The following is a 17267-nucleotide window of genomic DNA, read 5'->3' as shown; positions in this document are numbered from 1 at the left end:
CTCCGACTGCCGGTCGCCGATCCCAGTGGGGCCGCGCCACCGCACCTTATGGCGCGGTGGCGAGAAACGCACTGTCTGTCTACTAGTTAAGAAGACTTCCCTGAAGCTCGGCGCGGAGGTCCGGAGTCAGGACACTGCCCGCGCGGTCCACCAGAAGGGCCATTTCATACCCAACCAGACCGATATCGGCGTCCGGGTGGGCCAGAACGGCGAGCGAAGATCCATCGGAAATGGACATGATGAAGAGGAATCCTCGCTCCATCTCCACAACGGTCTGGTTCACGGCGCCGCCCTCGAAGATCCGCGAGGCGCCCGCGGTCAGCGACGTCAGACCGGAGGCGACGGCCGCCAGCTGGTCGGCGCGGTCGCGCGGGAAACCTTCGGACATCGCCAGCAGGAGTCCGTCGGCGGAGACCACCACCGTGTGCGACACCCCGGGGGTGTTGTCCACGAAATTGGTGATCAACCAGTTGAGATTCTGCGCCGCCTGGCTCATCGGGCTCACACTAACGCTCCTGGTTGTAGGTGGTACTGGTGTCCGACCCCGCGCTGCGGCCCCGCTGGATCCCCCGCCGCAGGTTGCTCAACCTGCCGCGGACGTCCTCGGGCGCGCGGGAGACCTGTGGGCCGCCCTGCTGGGTCTGCTCCGCCGTGCCCTCGACCAGGTTGGCCTTGGGCACGCGCCGGGGGAGACCGGAGGGGGTTATTCCGCCCGCCTTCGGCTCACGGAGCTTCTCGGCCCGCTCCCAGCGCTCGTCGTTCGTCGAGCGCCAGTCGTCGGTGCCGTCCCCGTCCGTCTGCGGGTCCTGCCGCTGTTCCTGCTGCGGCTGCCGCTGAGGAGTCGGAGCGGGCTGGTCGTCGCCGTGGCCGCCGGGGCCGGGCTGCCAGTGCTGCTGACCGCCGCGGCGCGGCAGACCGGCTTCGGTCAGCTCGTGGCCGACGTTCGGGGTGGGTCCCGGACGCTCGAAGCCTACGCGCTCCGAAGGCTCCGCGGGCGTGCTCGGATCAGATTCCGATTCGGCGGGAGCAATCGGCTCATAAGCGTGTCGGAAACCGCTCTGAACAGGCCAGTCATCCTGGTGCGCCTGGTCCGCCGGAGCCGCGTACGGGTCGGCGAACTGGCCCTGCCGGTCGTCCGGAACGGCATATGCCGATTCCGCGTAACCGTCTCCCGGGTGCTGCTGCCCCTGCTGCTGATCCCGCTGCTGCGGATAGCCGTCCTCGGCGCCGTACTGCTGCTGCTCGTACGACCCCTGGTACGGATCCTGCTGCTGCGGCTGCTGCCCGTACCGGTCCTGGCCGTAGCGCTCGTCGGCGTAACCCTGCTGCGGCTGCTGCTGCCCGCCGTACGGGTCGCCCGCGTACGACTCCGGTGCGTAGCCCTGCCGCTCCTGGGAGTCGTCCCCGAAGGGGCCGCCCGTCTGGGCCTCCAGGGCCGCCCTGCGCTCCTCGCGCATCAGCGAGCGGTTGACCGGGTCCAGCTGACCCGGGTCCGCCGGGACCTCGTAGCGCGAGTCGTCGAAGCCGAGCTCCGCCGCCGTGCGCATCGGGGCCTGCTGCGGCGCCGGCTCGAAGGCCTGCTGCTGCTCGGGGATGATCGAGGAGACGGTGAAGTCGTCCTGGCCGCCGCCCGGTTCGCCACCGCCACCGTGGGTGATGACGTCCGGCAGCATGACCAGCGAGGTGGTCCCGGCCTGCTCGCCCGAGGGGCGCAGCTGGACCCGGATCCCGTGCCGGTCGGCCAGCCGGCCGACCACGAACAGGCCCATGCGCTGGGACACCGCGGCGTCCACGGTCGGCGGGTTGGCCAGCTTGTGGTTGATGTCGGCGAAGTCCTCCGCGGTGAGGCCGATGCCCTTGTCGTGGATCTCGACCATGACGCGGCCGTCGGGCAGCCGGGTAGCGGTGACCCTGACCTTGGTCTGCGGCGAGGAGAACGTGGTCGCGTTCTCCAGCAGCTCGGCCAGCAGGTGCACGAGGTCGGTGACGGCCTGGCCGTGGATCTCGCTCTCCGGTACGCCGGTGAGCTGGATGCGCTCGTAGGACTCCACCTCGGAGGAGGCGGCCCGCAGGACGTCGACCAGCGGAACCGGCTGGTTCCAGCGGCGGCCGGGCTCCTCGCCCGCGAGGACGAGCAGGTTCTCGCCGTTGCGGCGCATACGGGTCGCCAGGTGGTCCAGCTTGAAGAGGCTCTCCAGCTGGTCCGGGTCGGCCTCGTTGTTCTCCAGGTCGGTGATGAGGGTCAGCTGGCCCTCGATGAGCGACTGGTTGCGGCGCGAGAGGTTCGTGAAGATCGCGTTGACGTTGCCCCGCAGCATGGCCTGCTCGGCGGCGAGCCGGACGGCCTCGCGGTGCACCTGGTCGAAGGCGCGGGCGACCTCGCCGATCTCGTCCTGCGTGGTGATCGGGATCGGCTGCACCCGGGTGTCGACCCGGCCCGGGTCGGTGCGCGAGAGCTGGTCGACGAGGGAGGGCAGCCGCTGCTCCGCGATCGAGAAGGCGGCGGTGCGCAGCTGGCGCATCGAGCGGCTCATCTGGCGGGCCATGAGCCCGGCCAGGATGAACGCGGCCAGCAGCGCGATGACGACGATGAGGCCGTTGACGATGGCGTCGGTCTTGGCGTCGGAGGAGATGTTCGCGGCCTCGTCCACCGCCTTGGTGACCAGCTCGTCCTCGACCGTGGCGTACCCCTCGAACTTCGCGGTCGCCGCGGCCATCCAGGTCTCGGGCGTGATGCCCTTGGCCGCCAGGTCCTTCGGGTCCTGGCCCTTGCCGATCTCCTGGGCCATGCCGTCGAAGACCGAACCGTCGATGCTCGGCGGGGACACGAAGGGCTTGCCCGCGGCCTCGGCCTGCTCCTTGGCGGCCTTGAGCTGCCTGGCGCCCTCGGCGGCCTTGCCCGCCATGACCTGCTTGAGGCGGTCGACGTCGGCCTGGGTGCCGCCGGAGTTGAACTCGCCGAGCGCGATCTGCTCCAGGTAGTTGTACGAGCCGAAGGCCTTGACCTGGTCGTTGTACGTGCCCGGCTTCTGGCTCGGGCGCACCAGCAGGTGCATGCCGATCGAGCGCTGAAGCGATTCTGCAGCTTTGGACAGCTCGATCGCGTAGACGGTACGGCCGTAACTGGTGATGTTGCCGGTGCCGAGGCCGAGCTCGTTGGAGAACTCCATCAGCGAGTGCTGGACCTGGACGTAGCCCTCTTCGGTCTTCACCGGGTCCAGGGCCTGCGAGTAGGCGGCCTTGCGCAGTTCGGGGAGCTTGGGCTCCTCGCCCTTGAAGAGCTGCAGCCGGCGCTCCAGGCCCGGCTTCGACGGCATGTCCTTGACCGCGGCGTCGAACTTCCGGGCCGCCTCGTCGGTGACGGCCCGGGTCTGCTCGACCACATCGGCGTCACGGTCACCCGAGAGCAGCGGCTCGGCGGTGAGGTCCCGCTCGTTCAGGAGCGCCTGTCCGTACTCGGACGCGGCGCGCACGACGACCGCGATCTTCTCGGCGTCCTGCGCCTCGCTCCAGGTGTCGATGGAGCCCTTCACCTGGAAGCCGCCCATGACCAGGCCGACCAGCACCGGGATCAGGAGGATCGCGTTCAGCCGGGTGGCCACACGCCAGTTGCGCGGGGACATCCGGCTGGTGCTGCCCCCCTCCGCGGGCTCCGTGCCGGGCACAGCCGCAGGGGACGCCGCAGCGCGCGACGGCGGGGTGAAGTTGCCCCGCTCGGGCTGCGCCGCGGAGCCCTCGTTGCTTCGCCTCACTCGACCAACAACCTCTCGGCGTCGGCACCTACGCTGTGCCGGATTATTCGTTCAGGGCCGTACTACTGGGGAGTTCGTCGAATTGCAGCACGGGGACCGGCCCCGTTCCAAACACTCGGAATCTTCGATTCCGAGTGGCGCAGACCTCAGATAAAACGGGCATAAAGAGCGAGCCCCGCCAAAAGGCGGGGCTCATGTGAGCGCAGTGGCACCGAATGGATGCATCGGGTGGCGGTGTGGAGTCAATTCTCTGTCGAAACGTTATGAACACGGGGGCGGATCGTGTCAAACGACACAGGCCGCCCCCGCGTGACTACTGCAACTTCCGTATGCCGATATCGACTTACGCCTGGTGGTAGTCGACGGCGGGGAAGCAGTCGGCGAGACGGCGGGTGTCGACGAGGACGACGGCGCCGATGGCGCCGCGGACCAGGTCGTCCCACATGAACCAGAAACGGTCCTGACCGGGCGTACCGAAGAGGTACAGGATCAGGTCCTGGTCGAGCGTGATGCGGCCGAAGTCCATGGCGACGGTGGTCGTCGTCTTGTCCCCGGTGTGGGTCAGATCGTCGATGCCCGCGGACGCGGACGTCATGACGGCCTCGGTGCGCAGCGGGTTGATCTCCGAAACGGCACCGACGAACGTGGTCTTGCCCACGCCGAAGCCGCCCGCCACCACGATCTTCGCCGAGGTGGTGGCACGGCCCGTACCGCCGCTAGAGCTTGCGAAGTCCACTGAGCACCCTTTCGAGCAGTGTCACATCCGGCGCGCCGCCGGCCTCTCCGTTGCCCGGCTGGTGGATGGCCACCATGCCGGCTTCCGCCAGGTCCGCCACCAGGATCCGGGCGACGCCGAGCGGCATCGACAGAAGTGCCGACACCTCCGCCACCGACTTGACCTCACGGCAGAGGTGACAGATCCGCTGGTGCTCGGGGAGCAGTGTCCCCAGATGCGCCGGGTCTGCCGTCGTGCTGACCAGAGCCTCTATCGCGAGCTGGTAGCGCGGCCGGGTCCGGCCGCCGGTCATGGCATAAGGACGAACCAGCGGCTGGTCGCCTTCCCCGTCGTACGACGCGTGGTGCAGTGCGCCGTACGGATCAGGTGAGGCGGGTGGCGGGGTCATGAATCCTCCGGGCGTGACAGCAGGTTCTCGGCTTGCCGTCTGCAAGGGGCCGGTGAGGGGACTAAAGCGGCCTGTCGGGTGAGGGTTGTGGGCATTACCTGGGGGGATCGTGTCGTGAATCCGCTGGATGGCCGTCTAGTGGAGCAGACTGCCTTGGAGCTCGGCGCGGAGGTCGGGCGTGAGGACGGTGCCCGCACGGTCGACCAGGAGGGCCATTTCGTACCCGACCAGACCGATGTCGGCGTCCGGGTGGGCCAGAACGGCCAGTGACGAGCCGTCGGAGATGGACATGAGGAAGAGGAATCCCCGCTCCATCTCCACAACGGTCTGACTGACGGCGCCGCCCTCGAAGATCCGGGACGCGCCCGCGGTCAGCGAGGTCAGCCCGGACGCGACGGCCGCGAGCTGATCGGCGCGGTCGCGCGGGAATCCTTCGGACATCGCCAGCAGCAGGCCATCCGCGGAGACCACCACCGTGTGGGAAACCCCTGGGGTGTTGTCCACGAAGTTGGTGATCAGCCAGTTCAGATTCTGCGCGGCCTGACTCATGGGGCTCAACTAACGCTCCTGCTGGTGAGTGGGGCCGAGATGGATACTGCCGGTCTGCGGGCCGTTGTTGGCCTGCCGACCCTGCTGGATGCCCCGGCGGAGATTGGTCAGACGACCGCGCACGTCATCGGGCGCGCGCGAAACCTGAGGTCCGGACTGGTGATTCTGCTGCTGTGCGGTCCCCGGAACCAAATTGGCGCGGGGAACACGGCGGGGCAGCCCGGAAGTGGTGACACCGCCGGCCGCGGGCTTCTTGACCCGCTCGGCCTGGCGTACGAGTTCGTCATTGGGCGAGGCCCGCCAGGAACTGGTGACCGAGGTGTCGGCCGCACCACGCTGAGGCATGGGCGGGACCGGCACACCGGTGGCCTCGGGAGCCGCCGGCGCCTGCGGTTCGGCGGGCGGCTGCTGGCCGCCCTGGCCCGGACCGTGGAACCAGTTCGTCTCCAGGGTGTCGTACAGCGGCGTACGGCCGTCCCCGGGGCCGGCCGGCGGCAGGGCCTCCGGCTGCTGCGGCAGCGCCGGACGCGGCGCACCGAAGTCGCTGCCGTCCAGGCCGCGCTGGCGCGGCGCGGGCAGCTGCTGGCCCTGGTCGTACTGGCCCTGGCCCTGCTGGTTCTGGTTCGACTGCTGCGGGACACCGAAGTCGGGCCGGGCGAACTGCGCGGTGCTCGCCGGGTCCTGGCCCTGCGGATCCTGCTGCGGGTACGAACGGTCCTGGGGAGTCCCCGGCGCCGAGAAGTCGGGCCGGGCGAACTCGGAGGTCGCGCCGGGGCCCTGGCGGTCGTCCGACGGCCGCTGGTTCGGCGGAGTGGTGAACGACGGGTCCTGGCCGGGGCCCGCCGGCCGGGCGAACTGCCCGGTCGCGTCGTGCTCCTCGTGACCACGCGGTGTGTCGGCGCCCCAGCTGGTGGCCGCCGGCCGCTGCGGGTTGCCCCCGGGCAGCTCGGCACGCGGGCCACCGGGCGGCGGCAGCTGACGGCCCGGGCCGCCGGACTGCTGGAAACCGCCCTGGACCGGGCCGCCCTGCTCCTGGCGCCCCTGGGGCTGCTGCGCCCCGGGCCCCTGCTGGTTCTGCCAGCCGGACGGGCCCTGCTGGTTCTGCTGGTTCGGCGGTGCGAACGGGCCCGGACGGCCGTTCTGCCCGGGGGAGGGCGGAGCGCCGTGCCCGAACAGGTTGGGCTGCCCAGCGTCACCGCGGCCGGGCGCGTCGCCCTGGGCGCCGCGGGCACCGAGCCGGGCGCTGTTGCCGAAGGCGCCCGCGAGGCCGCCGCTGCCCTGACGCTGGGGGGCCTGAGCCTGGCCCTGAGGGAAGTCCTGGCCCGCGCCGCCGTTGTTCGGCTGGCCGCCCTGCGGGCCCTGCGGACGGCCCGCTGCGCCGTCCCGGGCCGGCAGTGCCGCCCGGGGACCCGCGCCGGCGCCGACCTGGCCGCGCTGTGCGGGTCCACCGTCGAGGCTCTTGGCACCCGGTCCGCCGGGACCGCTGCCGAGACCCGCGCGCTGGCCGTTGCCCGCGCCGTTCCCGCTGCCCGCGAGCAGACCGCCCGGGGCGCCGGGCTGCTGACCGGGTCCCTGCTTGGACGGCGGCTGCTTGCCGCCGTGCGCGACGTCGACGGGCAGCATGACCAGCGCGGTCGTACCGCCGGAGTCGGAGGGGCGCAGCTGGATCCGGATGCCGTGACGCAGCGACAGCCGGCCGACCACGAACAGACCCATGCGGCGGGAGACGGAGACGTCCACCGTCGGCGGCTGTGCGAGCCGCTCGTTGATCGCGGCGAGGTCCTCGGGGGAGAGGCCGATGCCGGTGTCGTGGATCTCGACGAGCACGCGCCCGTCGGGCAGCGCGTGACCGGTGACCCGGACCTTCGTCTGCGGCGAGGAGAACGACGTGGCGTTCTCCAGCAGCTCGGCGAGCAGGTGCACGAGGTCGTTGACGACGCGGCCGGCGACCTCGGTGGCGGGCACCGCGGACAGCTCGATGCGCTCGTACTGCTCCACCTCGGAGGCGGCGGCACGGAGCACGTCGACCAGCGGGACGGGGCGGGTCCACCGGCGGCCCGGCTCCTCGCCCGCGAGGACGAGGAGGTTCTCGCCGTTACGGCGCATGCGGGTCGCGAGGTGGTCGAGCTTGAAGAGCGAGGACAGCTGGTCCGGGTCGGCCTCGCGGGACTCCAGTTCGGAGATGAGCGAGAGCTGGCGCTGGATGAGGCCCTGGGAGCGGCGCGAGAGGTTGGTGAACATCGCGTTGACGTTGCCCCGGAGCAGGGCCTGCTCGGCGGCGAGGCGGACGGCCTCGCGGTGCACGTCGTCGAAGGCCGCGGCCACCTGGCCGATCTCGTCCCGGGAGTGCACGCCGACGGACTCGACGGAGGTGTCGACGTCCTGCGGGTCGGTCTCGGAGAGCTGCTTGACGAGCTCCGGCAGCCGGTCCTGGGCGACCCGGGTGGCGGTGTCCTGGAGGCGCCGCAGCGAACGGATCATGGAGCGGGCCACCACGAAGGCGCCGACGAGCGAGACGCCGAGCACGATGAAGATGACCGCACCGTTGATGATCGCGTCGCGCTGGGAGGCCTGGCGCAGCTCGCGGGCCTTGGCCTCCATGTCGCTGAGGAGGGTGGCCTCGATCGTCTCCATGGCCTTGATCTTGATGGTGCTCTGGTCGTACCAGTCCAGGTACGACCGGACCTGCTTGCCCTCGATCCCGTTCGTGGTGTCCAGGATCCGCTTGGCGTACATGTTCCCGGCGTTGATCTCCGGGTTGCCGTTGTCCAGGGGAGCCATGAGCTCCTCGGCGCTCTCCCCGGTCGTCCCGTAGATCGTCTTGAACGAGGTGAGGGCCCGGGACTCCTTGGCGAGCGCGTTGGAGCCGAACTGCCGGTCGTTCGGGTTGAGGTGCGGCTCCTTGACCGAACCGCCGGGCAGCGCCGCGGCGATGATCGCGCGCTGGACCGAGGCGTACTCCTTGGCGGAGGAGAACGCCGCCAGGGCCCGGGTCCGCTTGATCATTTCCGGGTTGCTGGTCGCCTGCGCCATGTCCTGCGAGAGGCTCAGCAGCGAGGTGATCAGCTGGTTGTACTGGTCGATCGTGTTGAGACTCGGTGCGCCCTCTTCGTACGCCGTCTTGCGGATCGTACGGATGGTGCCGAGCTGGGAGGCGATCTGCGAGATGCTCGCGTGGATGCTGTCGAGCGCCTCGTCGCCCTCGGAGTCGCCGATCGAGTCGGTCTCGTCGAGGAAGGCGTCCTTGGCCCGGTCGGTCTTGTCCCGGGGTCCGGTGACCTTGTAGTCGGTGGGCTTGGACTTGTTCGACAGCGGACCGGCCGACTGGTCGCGCTCCACCTGGAGCGCCTGGGCGAGCGTGGTCGCCTGCTTGGTCATCTTCGTCAGCAGCTGCATGTGCTCCAGCTGCTGCATGTCGGTCATGGACTCGTTGATCCTGAGACCGCCCAGGCTGGTCGCGGCGACCACGGGGAGGGCGAGGAGTGAGACCAGTCGCGTACTGATGCGCCAGTTACGGAGCGCTATTCGCGAACCCGTGTCGACAGGGCCGCGCGACTCCGCGGGCGTGTTCGGCTCCGCGCCGCCGCTCGTCGTGGAGCCCGGGCGCTGCGCACGGTCGCTGTTGTCGCCGGCACCGGCCGGCCCGGGGTTCTGGGCGTGCTGGGGCGAGGAACCGCGGTCGGTCCCGCCGCGCGGCTCCTGTTCCGCCGGAGCGCTGCCATCCCTCTTGAAACGTCCCTGCACTAGCGTCGCAACCTCTGGACCAGGCGTCCCGCCCGCGTGTGCGGACAAGAACGGTGTCGGCTTCGTGGGGCGCTGGACGCGCCCCATGGTGGTCGTATGAGTGACCGGCGAACTTCCCCCTCCCGCCGCCACCCGGCGCTGCGTTGCGCCCCTGCGCGCCGGCCTTGAAACCCGCGGCGGTGCGTGGAATTCCAGCACAGTGCAGGATCTCCAACAAGGCCCATGTACCGGGCTGTGACCTGAGTGACACGCTGTGATGAACGGGTAACAAGCGGTGGGGAGTGATCGTGGGTAAAGCGGACTATTGAGGAGGAGTCACCTAGGGGTGGGGGGTGTCCCAGTCGCGATGATCAGGAGCGGAATGATGGATTCAGTGATGCAATGTCCGTTTTCTGACTCGGGTTCAACTGTCCGCAATCGGTAAATTGTCCATTAGTTCGTGAGCAAACTCACATGATGATCGTCGCCTCATCCCGGCTCCACCGGGGAATCGGATGTTTAGCCTGACGCTTTACAGGGATGGCGAATCCGACAAGCCGGCGCCGCGACGAGCGACGCCCACACCGACAAGGGTCCTGACGGCAGATGAAGACGACGACGATGTTCCGCAACATTGCCAACCCCCGGCGCATCACGCTGGCGCACCTCAAGGACGCCGAAGCGCTGCAGACGCCCCTCCAGCCGGAGCACGCCGCCGACCTGCCGACCGTGACGGCCAACCCGCGCCGCACCATCCTGATGGAAGCCCCGGTCGCGGCCGCCCGGTAGTACCCGCACGGCCACCCCTTCGATACGCGAGGCTGTCCCCTCTCACCGCGTTAGCCTGGAGCGTCAGTCTTCAGCCAGCCAGCAAGTGAGGGGCGACAGCATCCCGTGCGCATCGCCAGGTTCTCCATCGACGGCAATGTCGCCTTCGGCGCCGTCGAGGGACAGGGCACCGTGGAATCCGGTGACCTCGTCCTCGACATCATCAAGGGCATCCCGTACGCCGACTTCGAGCTCTCGGGCACCAAGGTCCCGCTGAACAAGGTCCGGCTGCTGCCCCCCGTGCTCCCCAACAAGGTCGTGGCCATCGGCCGCAACTACGCGGAGCACGCCGCCGAGCTCGGCCACGAGGTCCCCGACGCGCCCATCACCTTCTTCAAGCCCACCACCTCGGTGATCGGCTCCGGCGACGCGATCGAGTACCCCTCCTTCTCCAGCGAGCTGCACCACGAGGCCGAGCTGGCCGTGGTCATCGGCCGCATGTGCCGCGAGGTCCCCCGCGAGCGGGTCAAGGACGTCATCCTCGGCTACACCTGCGCCAACGACGTCACCGCCCGCGACGTGCAGCAGCGCGAGAAGCAGTGGGCCCGCGCCAAGGGCTTCGACACCTCCTGCCCGCTGGGCCCCTGGGTGGAGACCGACGTGGACCCCCACGACCTCACCATCCAGGCGACGGTCAACGGCGAGCAGCGACAGCTCGGCCGCACGAGCGACATGGTCCGCTCCATCGAGGACCTGATCGTCCACATCACGGAGGCCATGACCCTCCTCCCGGGCGACGTCATCCTCACGGGCACCCCCGCAGGGGTCGGTCCCCTGCACGTCGGCGACGAGGTCGCCGTCACCATCGAAGGCATCGGCACTCTCACCAACAAGGTGATCAAGCGTGGTTAACGCACCAGTGGCACCTGTCCGCGTCCGTTTCTGTCCCTCCCCGACCGGCAACCCGCACGTGGGCCTGGTCCGGACGGCGCTCTTCAACTGGGCCTTCGCCCGGCACCACCAGGGCACCCTGGTCTTCCGGATCGAGGACACCGACGCCGCGCGCGACTCGGAGGAGTCCTACCAGCAGCTGCTCGACTCGATGCGCTGGCTGGGCCTGGACTGGGACGAGGGCCCCGAGGTCGGCGGCCCGCACGCGCCGTACCGCCAGTCGCAGCGGATGGACCTGTACAGGGACGTCGCCGAGAAGCTGCTCGCCGCCGGGTACGCCTACCCCTGCTACTGCACCACCGAGGAGCTGGACACCCGCCGCGACGCCGCCCGCGCCGCAGGCAAGCCGTCCGGCTACGACGGCCACTGCCGCGACCTCACCGCCGAGCAGAAGGCCGCGTACGAGGCCGAGGGCCGCTCCTCGATCGTCCGCTTCCGGATGCCCGACGAGGCCATCACCTTCACCGACCTGGTCCGCGGCGACATCACCGTCCAGCCGGAGAACGTCCCGGACTACGGCATCGTCCGCGCCAACGGGGCCCCGCTCTACACGCTGGTCAACCCGGTCGACGACGCCCTGATGGAGATCACCCACGTCCTGCGCGGCGAGGACCTGCTCTCCTCCACCCCGCGCCAGATCGCCCTGTACCGGGCGCTCATCGAGCTGGGCATCGCCAAGGACACCCCCGCCTTCGGCCACCTGCCGTACGTCATGGGCGAGGGCAACAAGAAGCTCTCCAAGCGCGACCCGCAGGCCTCCCTCAACCTCTACCGGGAGCGTGGCTTCCTCCCCGAGGGCCTGCTGAACTACCTCTCGCTGCTCGGCTGGTCGATCGCCGAGGACCGCGACATCTTCTCGGTGGACGAGCTGATCGCGGCGTTCGACATCAACGACGTCAACGCCAACCCGGCCCGCTTCGACCTCAAGAAGTGCGAGCACATCAACGCCGAGCACATCCGCATGCTGGATGTGAAGGCCTTCACCGAGGCCTGCGGCCCCTGGCTGCGGGCCCCCTTCGCGCCCTGGGCCCCGGAGGCCTTCGACGCGGAGAAGTGGGCGGAGATCGCCCCGCACGCACAGACCCGGGTCACGGTGCTCTCCGACATCACCGACAACGTCGACTTCCTATTCCTCGACGAGCCGGTCGAGGACGAGGCCTCCTGGGCCAAGGCGATGAAGGGCGACCCGGCCGCCCTCCTGACCACGGCCCGCGCCCATCTGGAAGCGGCCGACTGGAGCGACCCGGAGTCCCTGAAGAACGCCGTCCTCACCGCCGGCGAGGCCCATGGCCTCAAGCTCGGCAAGGCGCAGGCCCCGGTCCGCGTCGCCGTCACCGGCCGCACCATCGGTCTGCCGCTCTTCGAGTCCCTGCAGATCCTGGGCCGGGAGAAGAGCCTGGCCCGCGTGGACGCGGCGCTGGCGAAGCTGACCGCGTAAGCGACAGCACACCCCCAGGAGGGCCGCGGCCGACCGGCTGCGGCCCTCCTCGGCTTTTCCCCTCCGCGGCCGCCCTCCGACGGTTACCGTGAGAACCATGCCGATCCGCGCCGTGCTCTGGGACATCGACGACACGATCTTCGACTACGCGGGCGCCGACCGCACCGGTATGCGCCGGCACCTGGAGCAGGAGGGTCTGCCCGAGGCGTACGCCACGGTGGACGTGGCCCTCGACGCCTGGCGGGCGCTGAGCGTCCGGCACTGGGCGCGGATGACCGCCGGTGAGACGGACTTCCGCGGGCAGCGTCGGGACCGGGTGCGGGAGTTCCTCGCGCAGGAGCTGGAGGACGCCGAGGCCGAGGCGTGGTTCGAGCGCCACGCCGCCCACTACCAGGCCGCCTGGGCCCTCTTCCCGGACGTGCTGCCCGTACTCGACCTGCTGGTCCCCGGCTATCGGCACGGGATCCTGTCCAACGCCAACACCCACCACCAGCACCACAAGCTCACTACGCTCGGCGTCCGGGACCGGTTCGAGGCTATGGTCTGCGCCGTGGAGCTCGGGATCGCCAAACCGGAGGCCGGCGCCTTCCACGCGGCCTGCGAGGCGCTCGCGCTGGAGCCGCACGAGGTGGCGTACGTGGGCAACGAACCCGACATCGACGCGAGCGCAGCCGTGGCCGCCGGGCTCACGGGGATCTGGCTCGACCGTCGGGGCAGGGGCGGGAGGCCGGATCTGGTGACGATCAATGGGCTCGACCAGCTGCCCGGTCTGCTGGCGGGCAATACCCGTTTTGGAGCGCCGGACACCTTCAGGTAATGTTCTTTCTGCGCCGCCCGAGCGGACCGAAAGATCCGGCCGGGAAGCGCAGACAGAAGTGAAGCCCCCACCAGGGGTTGCATTTCAGTGGGCTATGGTGTAATTGGCAACACTACGGTTTCTGGTACCGTCATTCTAGGTTCGAGTCCTGGTAGCCCAGCGCAAGACCAAGCAGTACAAGCAAGATCAGCAGGACAAGCCCCCGTTGTGTAGCGGCCTAGCACGCTGCCCTCTCACGGCAGTAGCGCCGGTTCGAATCCGGTCGGGGGTACAGATCCTTCCCGCGAGAGCACCTGGGTCGCACCCACGTTTTCGCGGTGAGAATATCCGGCTACCGCCGGGTGGAGGATCGCTAGGGCCCCCGTTGTGTAGCGGCCTAGCACGCTGCCCTCTCACGGCAGTAGCGCCGGTTCGAATCCGGTCGGGGGTACTTGTCACACCATGGGCTATGGTGTAATTGGCAACACTACGGTTTCTGGTACCGTCATTCTAGGTTCGAGTCCTGGTAGCCCAGCGCAAGTCAGCAGTAACACGCCCCCGTTGTGTAGCGGCCTAGCACGCTGCCCTCTCACGGCAGTAGCGCCGGTTCGAATCCGGTCGGGGGTACAACAGAGCAGTACGGGAAGGCCCTTCACCTCGGTGGAGGGCCTTCCTGCTGCCGCCCCGGTCGCAAGCCGTACCGGCGGGCCGACTCCTCGCTCTGTGCGAGCCGGCGCACCGTCGCCCGCTCCGTGCTCCGGGCCTGCCGGGTCAAGTAGCCGATGTCACACGGATGTCCGAGCCGGACCAGCGTGGCCGCCGAAGCGACCAGGGACCGGTACACGGGGGAGAGCTCGCCGAGCTCCAGCGTGGTCGACCACCCCAACTCCGTGAGCGGCGTGGGCACCTGGGCCCGTGCCGTCGCAGTCTCCGGCGCCTCCTCGTCCGGGGCGTGCCCGTGCGGCAGCGCCCAAAGGGCCGCTCCCAGAAGGATCGTGCTGCCGAGCGACTCGTCGTCCACATGCGCCAGGCCCTCACGGGCCGTCGCCACCGGCGGTCGTCCGACCCGGATCAGGGCGCGCACAGTCGCAGCCGCCGCGCCCGGGAAATGAAGAAGGGCCGCCACGGCGCTGGGGCGGCCTTCCGGGAGGGGGAGGGGAGTCGTACGGGCGTGAGGTCAGCCCGTACGGCGCAGGGCCTCGCTCAGCCGCGCTGCCGAGTCGATGACGGCCTGGGCGTGCATCCGGCCCGGGTGACGGGTCAGCCGCTCGATCGGCCCGGAGACCGAGACCGCGGCGACCACCCGGTTCGAGGGGCCGCGCACCGGGGCGGAGACCGAGGCGACGCCCGGCTCCCGCTCGCCGATCGACTGGGCCCAGCCCCGCCGCCGTACGCCGGAGAGCGCCGTCGCCGTGAACCTGGCGCCCTGGAGGCCCCGGTGCAGACGCTCCGGCTCCTCCCAGGCCATCAGGATCTGGGCGGAGGAGCCCGCCTTCATCGTGAGCGTGGAGCCGACCGGCACCGTGTCCCGGAGTCCGGACAGCCGTTCCGCCGCCGCCACGCAGATGCGCATGTCGCCCTGCCGGCGGTAGAGCTGCGCGCTCTCGCCGGTGATGTCGCGCAGGTGGGTGAGCACCGGTCCGGCCGTGGCCAGCAGGCGGTCCTCGCCCGCCGCGGCTGCCAGTTCCGACAGCCGGGGGCCGAGAATGAACCGGCCCTGCATATCCCTCGCCACCATCCGGTGGTGTTCCAGTGCCACGGCCAGTCGATGGGCCGTGGGCCGTGCGAGCCCGGTCGCCGCGACCAGCCCGGCGAGGGTGGCCGGACCGGACTCCAGGGCGCTCAATACCAGAGCTGCCTTGTCGAGAACGCCGACGCCGCTAGAGTTGTCCATACGACGATACTCCCGTCTCACTCTGTGAAACGCAAGTTCAATTTCCGGCGGAAGTTGCGAACCTGTACGGGCGGCCGCACAACGGCTCGTAGCCACCGCCCCGCACGGGGGTCCGGACGGAGGCACACCGATCTCTAGTTGGGCCGGCGAAGACGCCGGCCGGAGGGAAAGCGATGGGTAGGACACTCGCGGAGAAGGTCTGGGACGACCATGTTGTCCGGCGCGCGGAGGGCGAGCCCGACCTTCTCTTCATCGATCTGCACCTGCTGCACGAGGTGACCAGCCCGCAGGCCTTCGACGGTCTGCGCCAGGCCGGACGTCCGGTACGGCGCCTCGACCTCACCATCGCCACCGAGGACCACAACACCCCGACCCTCGACATCGACAAGCCGATCGCGGACCCCGTCTCGCGCGCCCAGCTGGAGACCCTGCGCAAGAACTGCGCGGACTTCGGCGTGCGGCTGCACCCGCTGGGCGACGTCGAGCAGGGCGTCGTCCACGTGGTGGGCCCGCAGCTGGGGCTGACCCAGCCGGGCACCACCGTGGTCTGCGGTGACTCCCACACCTCCACGCACGGCGCGTTCGGCGCGCTGGCGTTCGGCATCGGCACCAGTCAGGTGGAGCACGTCCTGGCCACCCAGACGCTGCCGCTGGCCCGCCCGAAGACCATGGCCATCACGGTCGAGGGCGAACTGCCCGACGAGGTCACCGCGAAGGACCTGATCCTGGCGATCATCGCCCGGATCGGCACCGGCGGAGGCCAGGGCTACATCCTCGAATACCGCGGTTCCGCCATCGAGAAGCTCTCGATGGAGGCCCGGATGACCATCTGCAACATGTCGATCGAGGCCGGCGCCCGCGCGGGCATGATCGCCCCGGACGCCACCACCTTCGACTACCTCAAGGGCCGCGACCACGCCCCCGAGGGCGAGGACTGGGACGCCGCCGTCGCGTACTGGAAGACGCTGCGCTCCGACGACGACGCGGTGTTCGACGCCGAGGTCGTCATCGACGCCACCGAACTCGCCCCGTTCGTCACCTGGGGCACCAACCCCGGTCAGGGCGCGCCCCTGTCGGCCAGCGTCCCCGACCCGGCTTCGTACGAGGACGCCTCGGAGCGCCACGCCGCGGAAAAGGCCCTGGAGTACATGGGGTTGACCGCCGGGCAGCCGCTGCGCGACATCAACGTCGACACCGTCTTCGTAGGTTCGTGCACCAACGGCCGCATCGAGGACCTGCGCAACGCGGCCTCGATCCTGGACGGCCGCAAAGTCGCGAGAGGCGTACGGATGCTGGTCGTCCCCGGCTCGGTCCGGGTCGCGCTCCAGGCCGTCTCCGAGGGCCTGGACAAGGTCTTCACCGAGGCCGGCGCCGAATGGCGGCACGCGGGTTGTTCGATGTGCCTCGGCATGAACCCCGACCAGCTGGCCCCCGGCGAGCGCTCCGCCTCCACCTCGAACCGCAACTTCGAGGGCCGGCAGGGCAAGGGCGGCCGCACCCACCTGGTCTCGCCCCAGGTCGCCGCCGCCACCGCGGTGCTGGGTCATCTCGCCTCGCCCGCCGACCTGTCCGACGCCCGTACCCCCACCGGAGTCCGATAGCCATGGAAGCATTCACCACCCACACCGGCCGGGCCGTTCCGCTGCGCCGCAGCAACGTCGACACCGACCAGATCATCCCCGCGCACTGGCTGAAGAAGGTCACCCGCGACGGGTTCGAGGACGGCCTCTTCGAAGCCTGGCGCAAGGACGGGAACTTCGTCCTCAACCGCCCCGAACGCCAGGGCGCCTCGGTCCTGGTCGCCGGTCCCGACTTCGGTACGGGCTCCTCCCGTGAACACGCGGTCTGGGCCCTGCAGAACTACGGCTTCAAGGCCGTCGTCTCCTCCCGCTTCGCCGACATCTTCCGCGGCAACTCGCTGAAGAACGGGCTGCTCACCGTGGTCCTGGAGCAGCAGGTCGTCGACGCGCTGTGGGCGCTGACGGAGGCCGACCCGACCGTCGAGGTGACCGTCGACCTGGAGGCACGCCAGGTCCGCGCCGGGGGCATCACCGCCGACTTCGAGCTCGACGAGAACGCCCGCTGGCGACTGCTCAACGGCCTTGACGACATCAGCCTCACCCTTCAGAACGAAGCGGACATCGCCGCGTACGAGGCGGCAAGGCCCGTCTTCAAGCCGCGTACCATTGCCGCCTGAGCAGCGCTTTTCCAGGACTGCGCCCCCTGCCTCCAGGCAGGGGGCGCAGTCGCTTGTTGAGACCCCGTCGGGCGA

At 69.9% G+C, this 17267-nt stretch carries 12 protein-coding genes, 5 tRNA genes and 2 pseudogenes; 11 read left to right on the top strand and 8 right to left on the bottom strand.

Going from position 1 to position 17267, the window contains the following annotated elements; translation table 11 throughout:
* Nucleotides 1-82 precede the first annotated feature (82 nt).
* From IG90_RS0126370 to IG90_RS0126345, 6 genes and pseudogenes are all read right to left on the bottom strand, one after another.
* Nucleotides 83-496, bottom strand: a complete 414-nt coding sequence (locus IG90_RS0126370) for a roadblock/LC7 domain-containing protein (RefSeq protein ID WP_006127847.1) — start codon at nt 494-496, stop codon at nt 83-85.
* A gap of 10 nt (nt 497-506) precedes the next feature.
* Complete coding sequence (locus IG90_RS0126365; RefSeq protein WP_030589468.1) at nt 507-3752, bottom strand: sensor histidine kinase; 3246 nt, start codon at nt 3750-3752, stop codon at nt 507-509.
* A gap of 349 nt (nt 3753-4101) precedes the next feature.
* Nucleotides 4102-4488: pseudogene (locus IG90_RS0126360) on the bottom strand (GTP-binding protein); the annotation flags it as partial.
* On the bottom strand, nt 4469-4876 hold the full coding sequence (locus IG90_RS0126355) for a DUF742 domain-containing protein (protein ID WP_003966010.1): 408 nt from the start codon (nt 4874-4876) through the stop codon (nt 4469-4471). The pseudogene IG90_RS0126360 and the gene IG90_RS0126355, both read right to left, overlap by 20 nt.
* Nucleotides 4877-5011: 135 nt before the next feature.
* On the bottom strand, nt 5012-5425 hold the full coding sequence (locus IG90_RS0126350) for a roadblock/LC7 domain-containing protein (RefSeq protein ID WP_006127850.1): 414 nt from the start codon (nt 5423-5425) through the stop codon (nt 5012-5014).
* Nucleotides 5426-5434: 9 nt separating this feature from the next.
* Nucleotides 5435-9169, bottom strand: coding sequence for a sensor histidine kinase (locus IG90_RS0126345; protein ID WP_030589462.1), 3735 nt, complete (start codon nt 9167-9169; stop codon nt 5435-5437).
* Nucleotides 9170-9754: 585 nt separating this feature from the next.
* On the opposite strand from IG90_RS0126345, the gene IG90_RS0126340 reads away from it, so the two are divergent.
* From IG90_RS0126340 to IG90_RS0126300, 9 genes are all read left to right on the top strand, one after another.
* A complete protein-coding gene (locus IG90_RS0126340) occupies nt 9755-9937 on the top strand; it encodes a hypothetical protein (RefSeq protein WP_030589460.1) in 183 nt (60 codons plus the stop codon).
* A 105-nt stretch (nt 9938-10042) separates the two neighbouring features.
* Nucleotides 10043-10828, top strand: a complete 786-nt coding sequence (locus IG90_RS0126335) for a fumarylacetoacetate hydrolase family protein (RefSeq protein ID WP_030589458.1) — start codon at nt 10043-10045, stop codon at nt 10826-10828.
* Between the two features lie 7 nt (nt 10829-10835).
* Nucleotides 10836-12305 carry a glutamate--tRNA ligase gene (gene gltX / locus IG90_RS0126330; protein ID WP_051860257.1) on the top strand — a complete coding sequence of 490 codons (1470 nt, stop codon included), beginning with the start codon at nt 10836-10838 and terminating at the stop codon, nt 12303-12305.
* A gap of 97 nt (nt 12306-12402) precedes the next feature.
* A complete protein-coding gene (locus tag IG90_RS0126325; protein WP_030589452.1) occupies nt 12403-13122 on the top strand; it encodes an HAD family hydrolase in 720 nt (239 codons plus the stop codon).
* A gap of 88 nt (nt 13123-13210) precedes the next feature.
* A tRNA-Gln gene (locus tag IG90_RS0126320) sits at nt 13211-13282 on the top strand.
* A gap of 38 nt (nt 13283-13320) precedes the next feature.
* A tRNA-Glu gene (locus tag IG90_RS0126315) sits at nt 13321-13393 on the top strand.
* An 86-nt stretch (nt 13394-13479) separates the two neighbouring features.
* Nucleotides 13480-13552, top strand: a tRNA-Glu gene (locus IG90_RS0126310).
* Nucleotides 13553-13564: 12 nt separating this feature from the next.
* Nucleotides 13565-13636 (top strand) — tRNA-Gln (locus tag IG90_RS0126305).
* A gap of 19 nt (nt 13637-13655) precedes the next feature.
* Nucleotides 13656-13728, top strand: a tRNA-Glu gene (locus IG90_RS0126300).
* 25 nt (nt 13729-13753) lie between these two features.
* Here the strand turns inward: IG90_RS0126300 and IG90_RS39775 are convergent.
* A pseudogene (locus IG90_RS39775) lies at nt 13754-14185 on the bottom strand (MerR family transcriptional regulator); the annotation flags it as partial.
* Nucleotides 14186-14278: 93 nt separating this feature from the next.
* Nucleotides 14279-14995, bottom strand: coding sequence for an IclR family transcriptional regulator NdgR (ndgR, locus tag IG90_RS0126290; RefSeq protein WP_003966003.1), 717 nt, complete (start codon nt 14993-14995; stop codon nt 14279-14281).
* 173 nt (nt 14996-15168) lie between these two features.
* On the opposite strand from ndgR, the gene leuC reads away from it, so the two are divergent.
* Together leuC and leuD are read left to right on the top strand one after the other, a co-directional pair.
* Nucleotides 15169-16596 carry a 3-isopropylmalate dehydratase large subunit gene (leuC, locus tag IG90_RS0126285; protein WP_030589449.1) on the top strand — a complete coding sequence of 476 codons (1428 nt, stop codon included), beginning with the start codon at nt 15169-15171 and terminating at the stop codon, nt 16594-16596.
* A 2-nt stretch (nt 16597-16598) separates the two neighbouring features.
* A complete protein-coding gene (gene leuD, locus IG90_RS0126280) occupies nt 16599-17192 on the top strand; it encodes a 3-isopropylmalate dehydratase small subunit (RefSeq protein ID WP_030589446.1) in 594 nt (197 codons plus the stop codon).
* Nucleotides 17193-17267: the final 75 nt, after the last annotated feature.

Source organism: Streptomyces anulatus (assembly GCF_000721175.1).
GTDB classification, from domain to species: domain Bacteria; phylum Actinomycetota; class Actinomycetes; order Streptomycetales; family Streptomycetaceae; genus Streptomyces; species Streptomyces anulatus_C.
This window is presented reverse-complemented; position numbering and strand designations above follow the sequence as displayed.

Excerpts from the sequence above, each read along its gene's own strand:
- IG90_RS0126370 (WP_006127847.1), bottom strand. The coding sequence starts at position 496 with ATGAGCCAGGCGGCGCAGAATCTCAACTGGTTGATCACCAATTTCGTG.
- IG90_RS0126355 (WP_003966010.1), bottom strand. The coding sequence starts at position 4,876 with ATGACCCCGCCACCCGCCTCACCTGATCCGTACGGCGCACTGCACCAC.
- IG90_RS0126350 (WP_006127850.1), bottom strand. The coding sequence starts at position 5,425 with ATGAGTCAGGCCGCGCAGAATCTGAACTGGCTGATCACCAACTTCGTG.
- IG90_RS0126340 (WP_030589460.1), top strand. The coding sequence starts at position 9,755 with ATGAAGACGACGACGATGTTCCGCAACATTGCCAACCCCCGGCGCATC.
- IG90_RS0126325 (WP_030589452.1), top strand. The coding sequence starts at position 12,403 with ATGCCGATCCGCGCCGTGCTCTGGGACATCGACGACACGATCTTCGAC.
- ndgR (WP_003966003.1), bottom strand. The coding sequence starts at position 14,995 with ATGGACAACTCTAGCGGCGTCGGCGTTCTCGACAAGGCAGCTCTGGTA.
- leuC (WP_030589449.1), top strand. The coding sequence starts at position 15,169 with ATGGGTAGGACACTCGCGGAGAAGGTCTGGGACGACCATGTTGTCCGG.
- leuD (WP_030589446.1), top strand. The coding sequence starts at position 16,599 with ATGGAAGCATTCACCACCCACACCGGCCGGGCCGTTCCGCTGCGCCGC.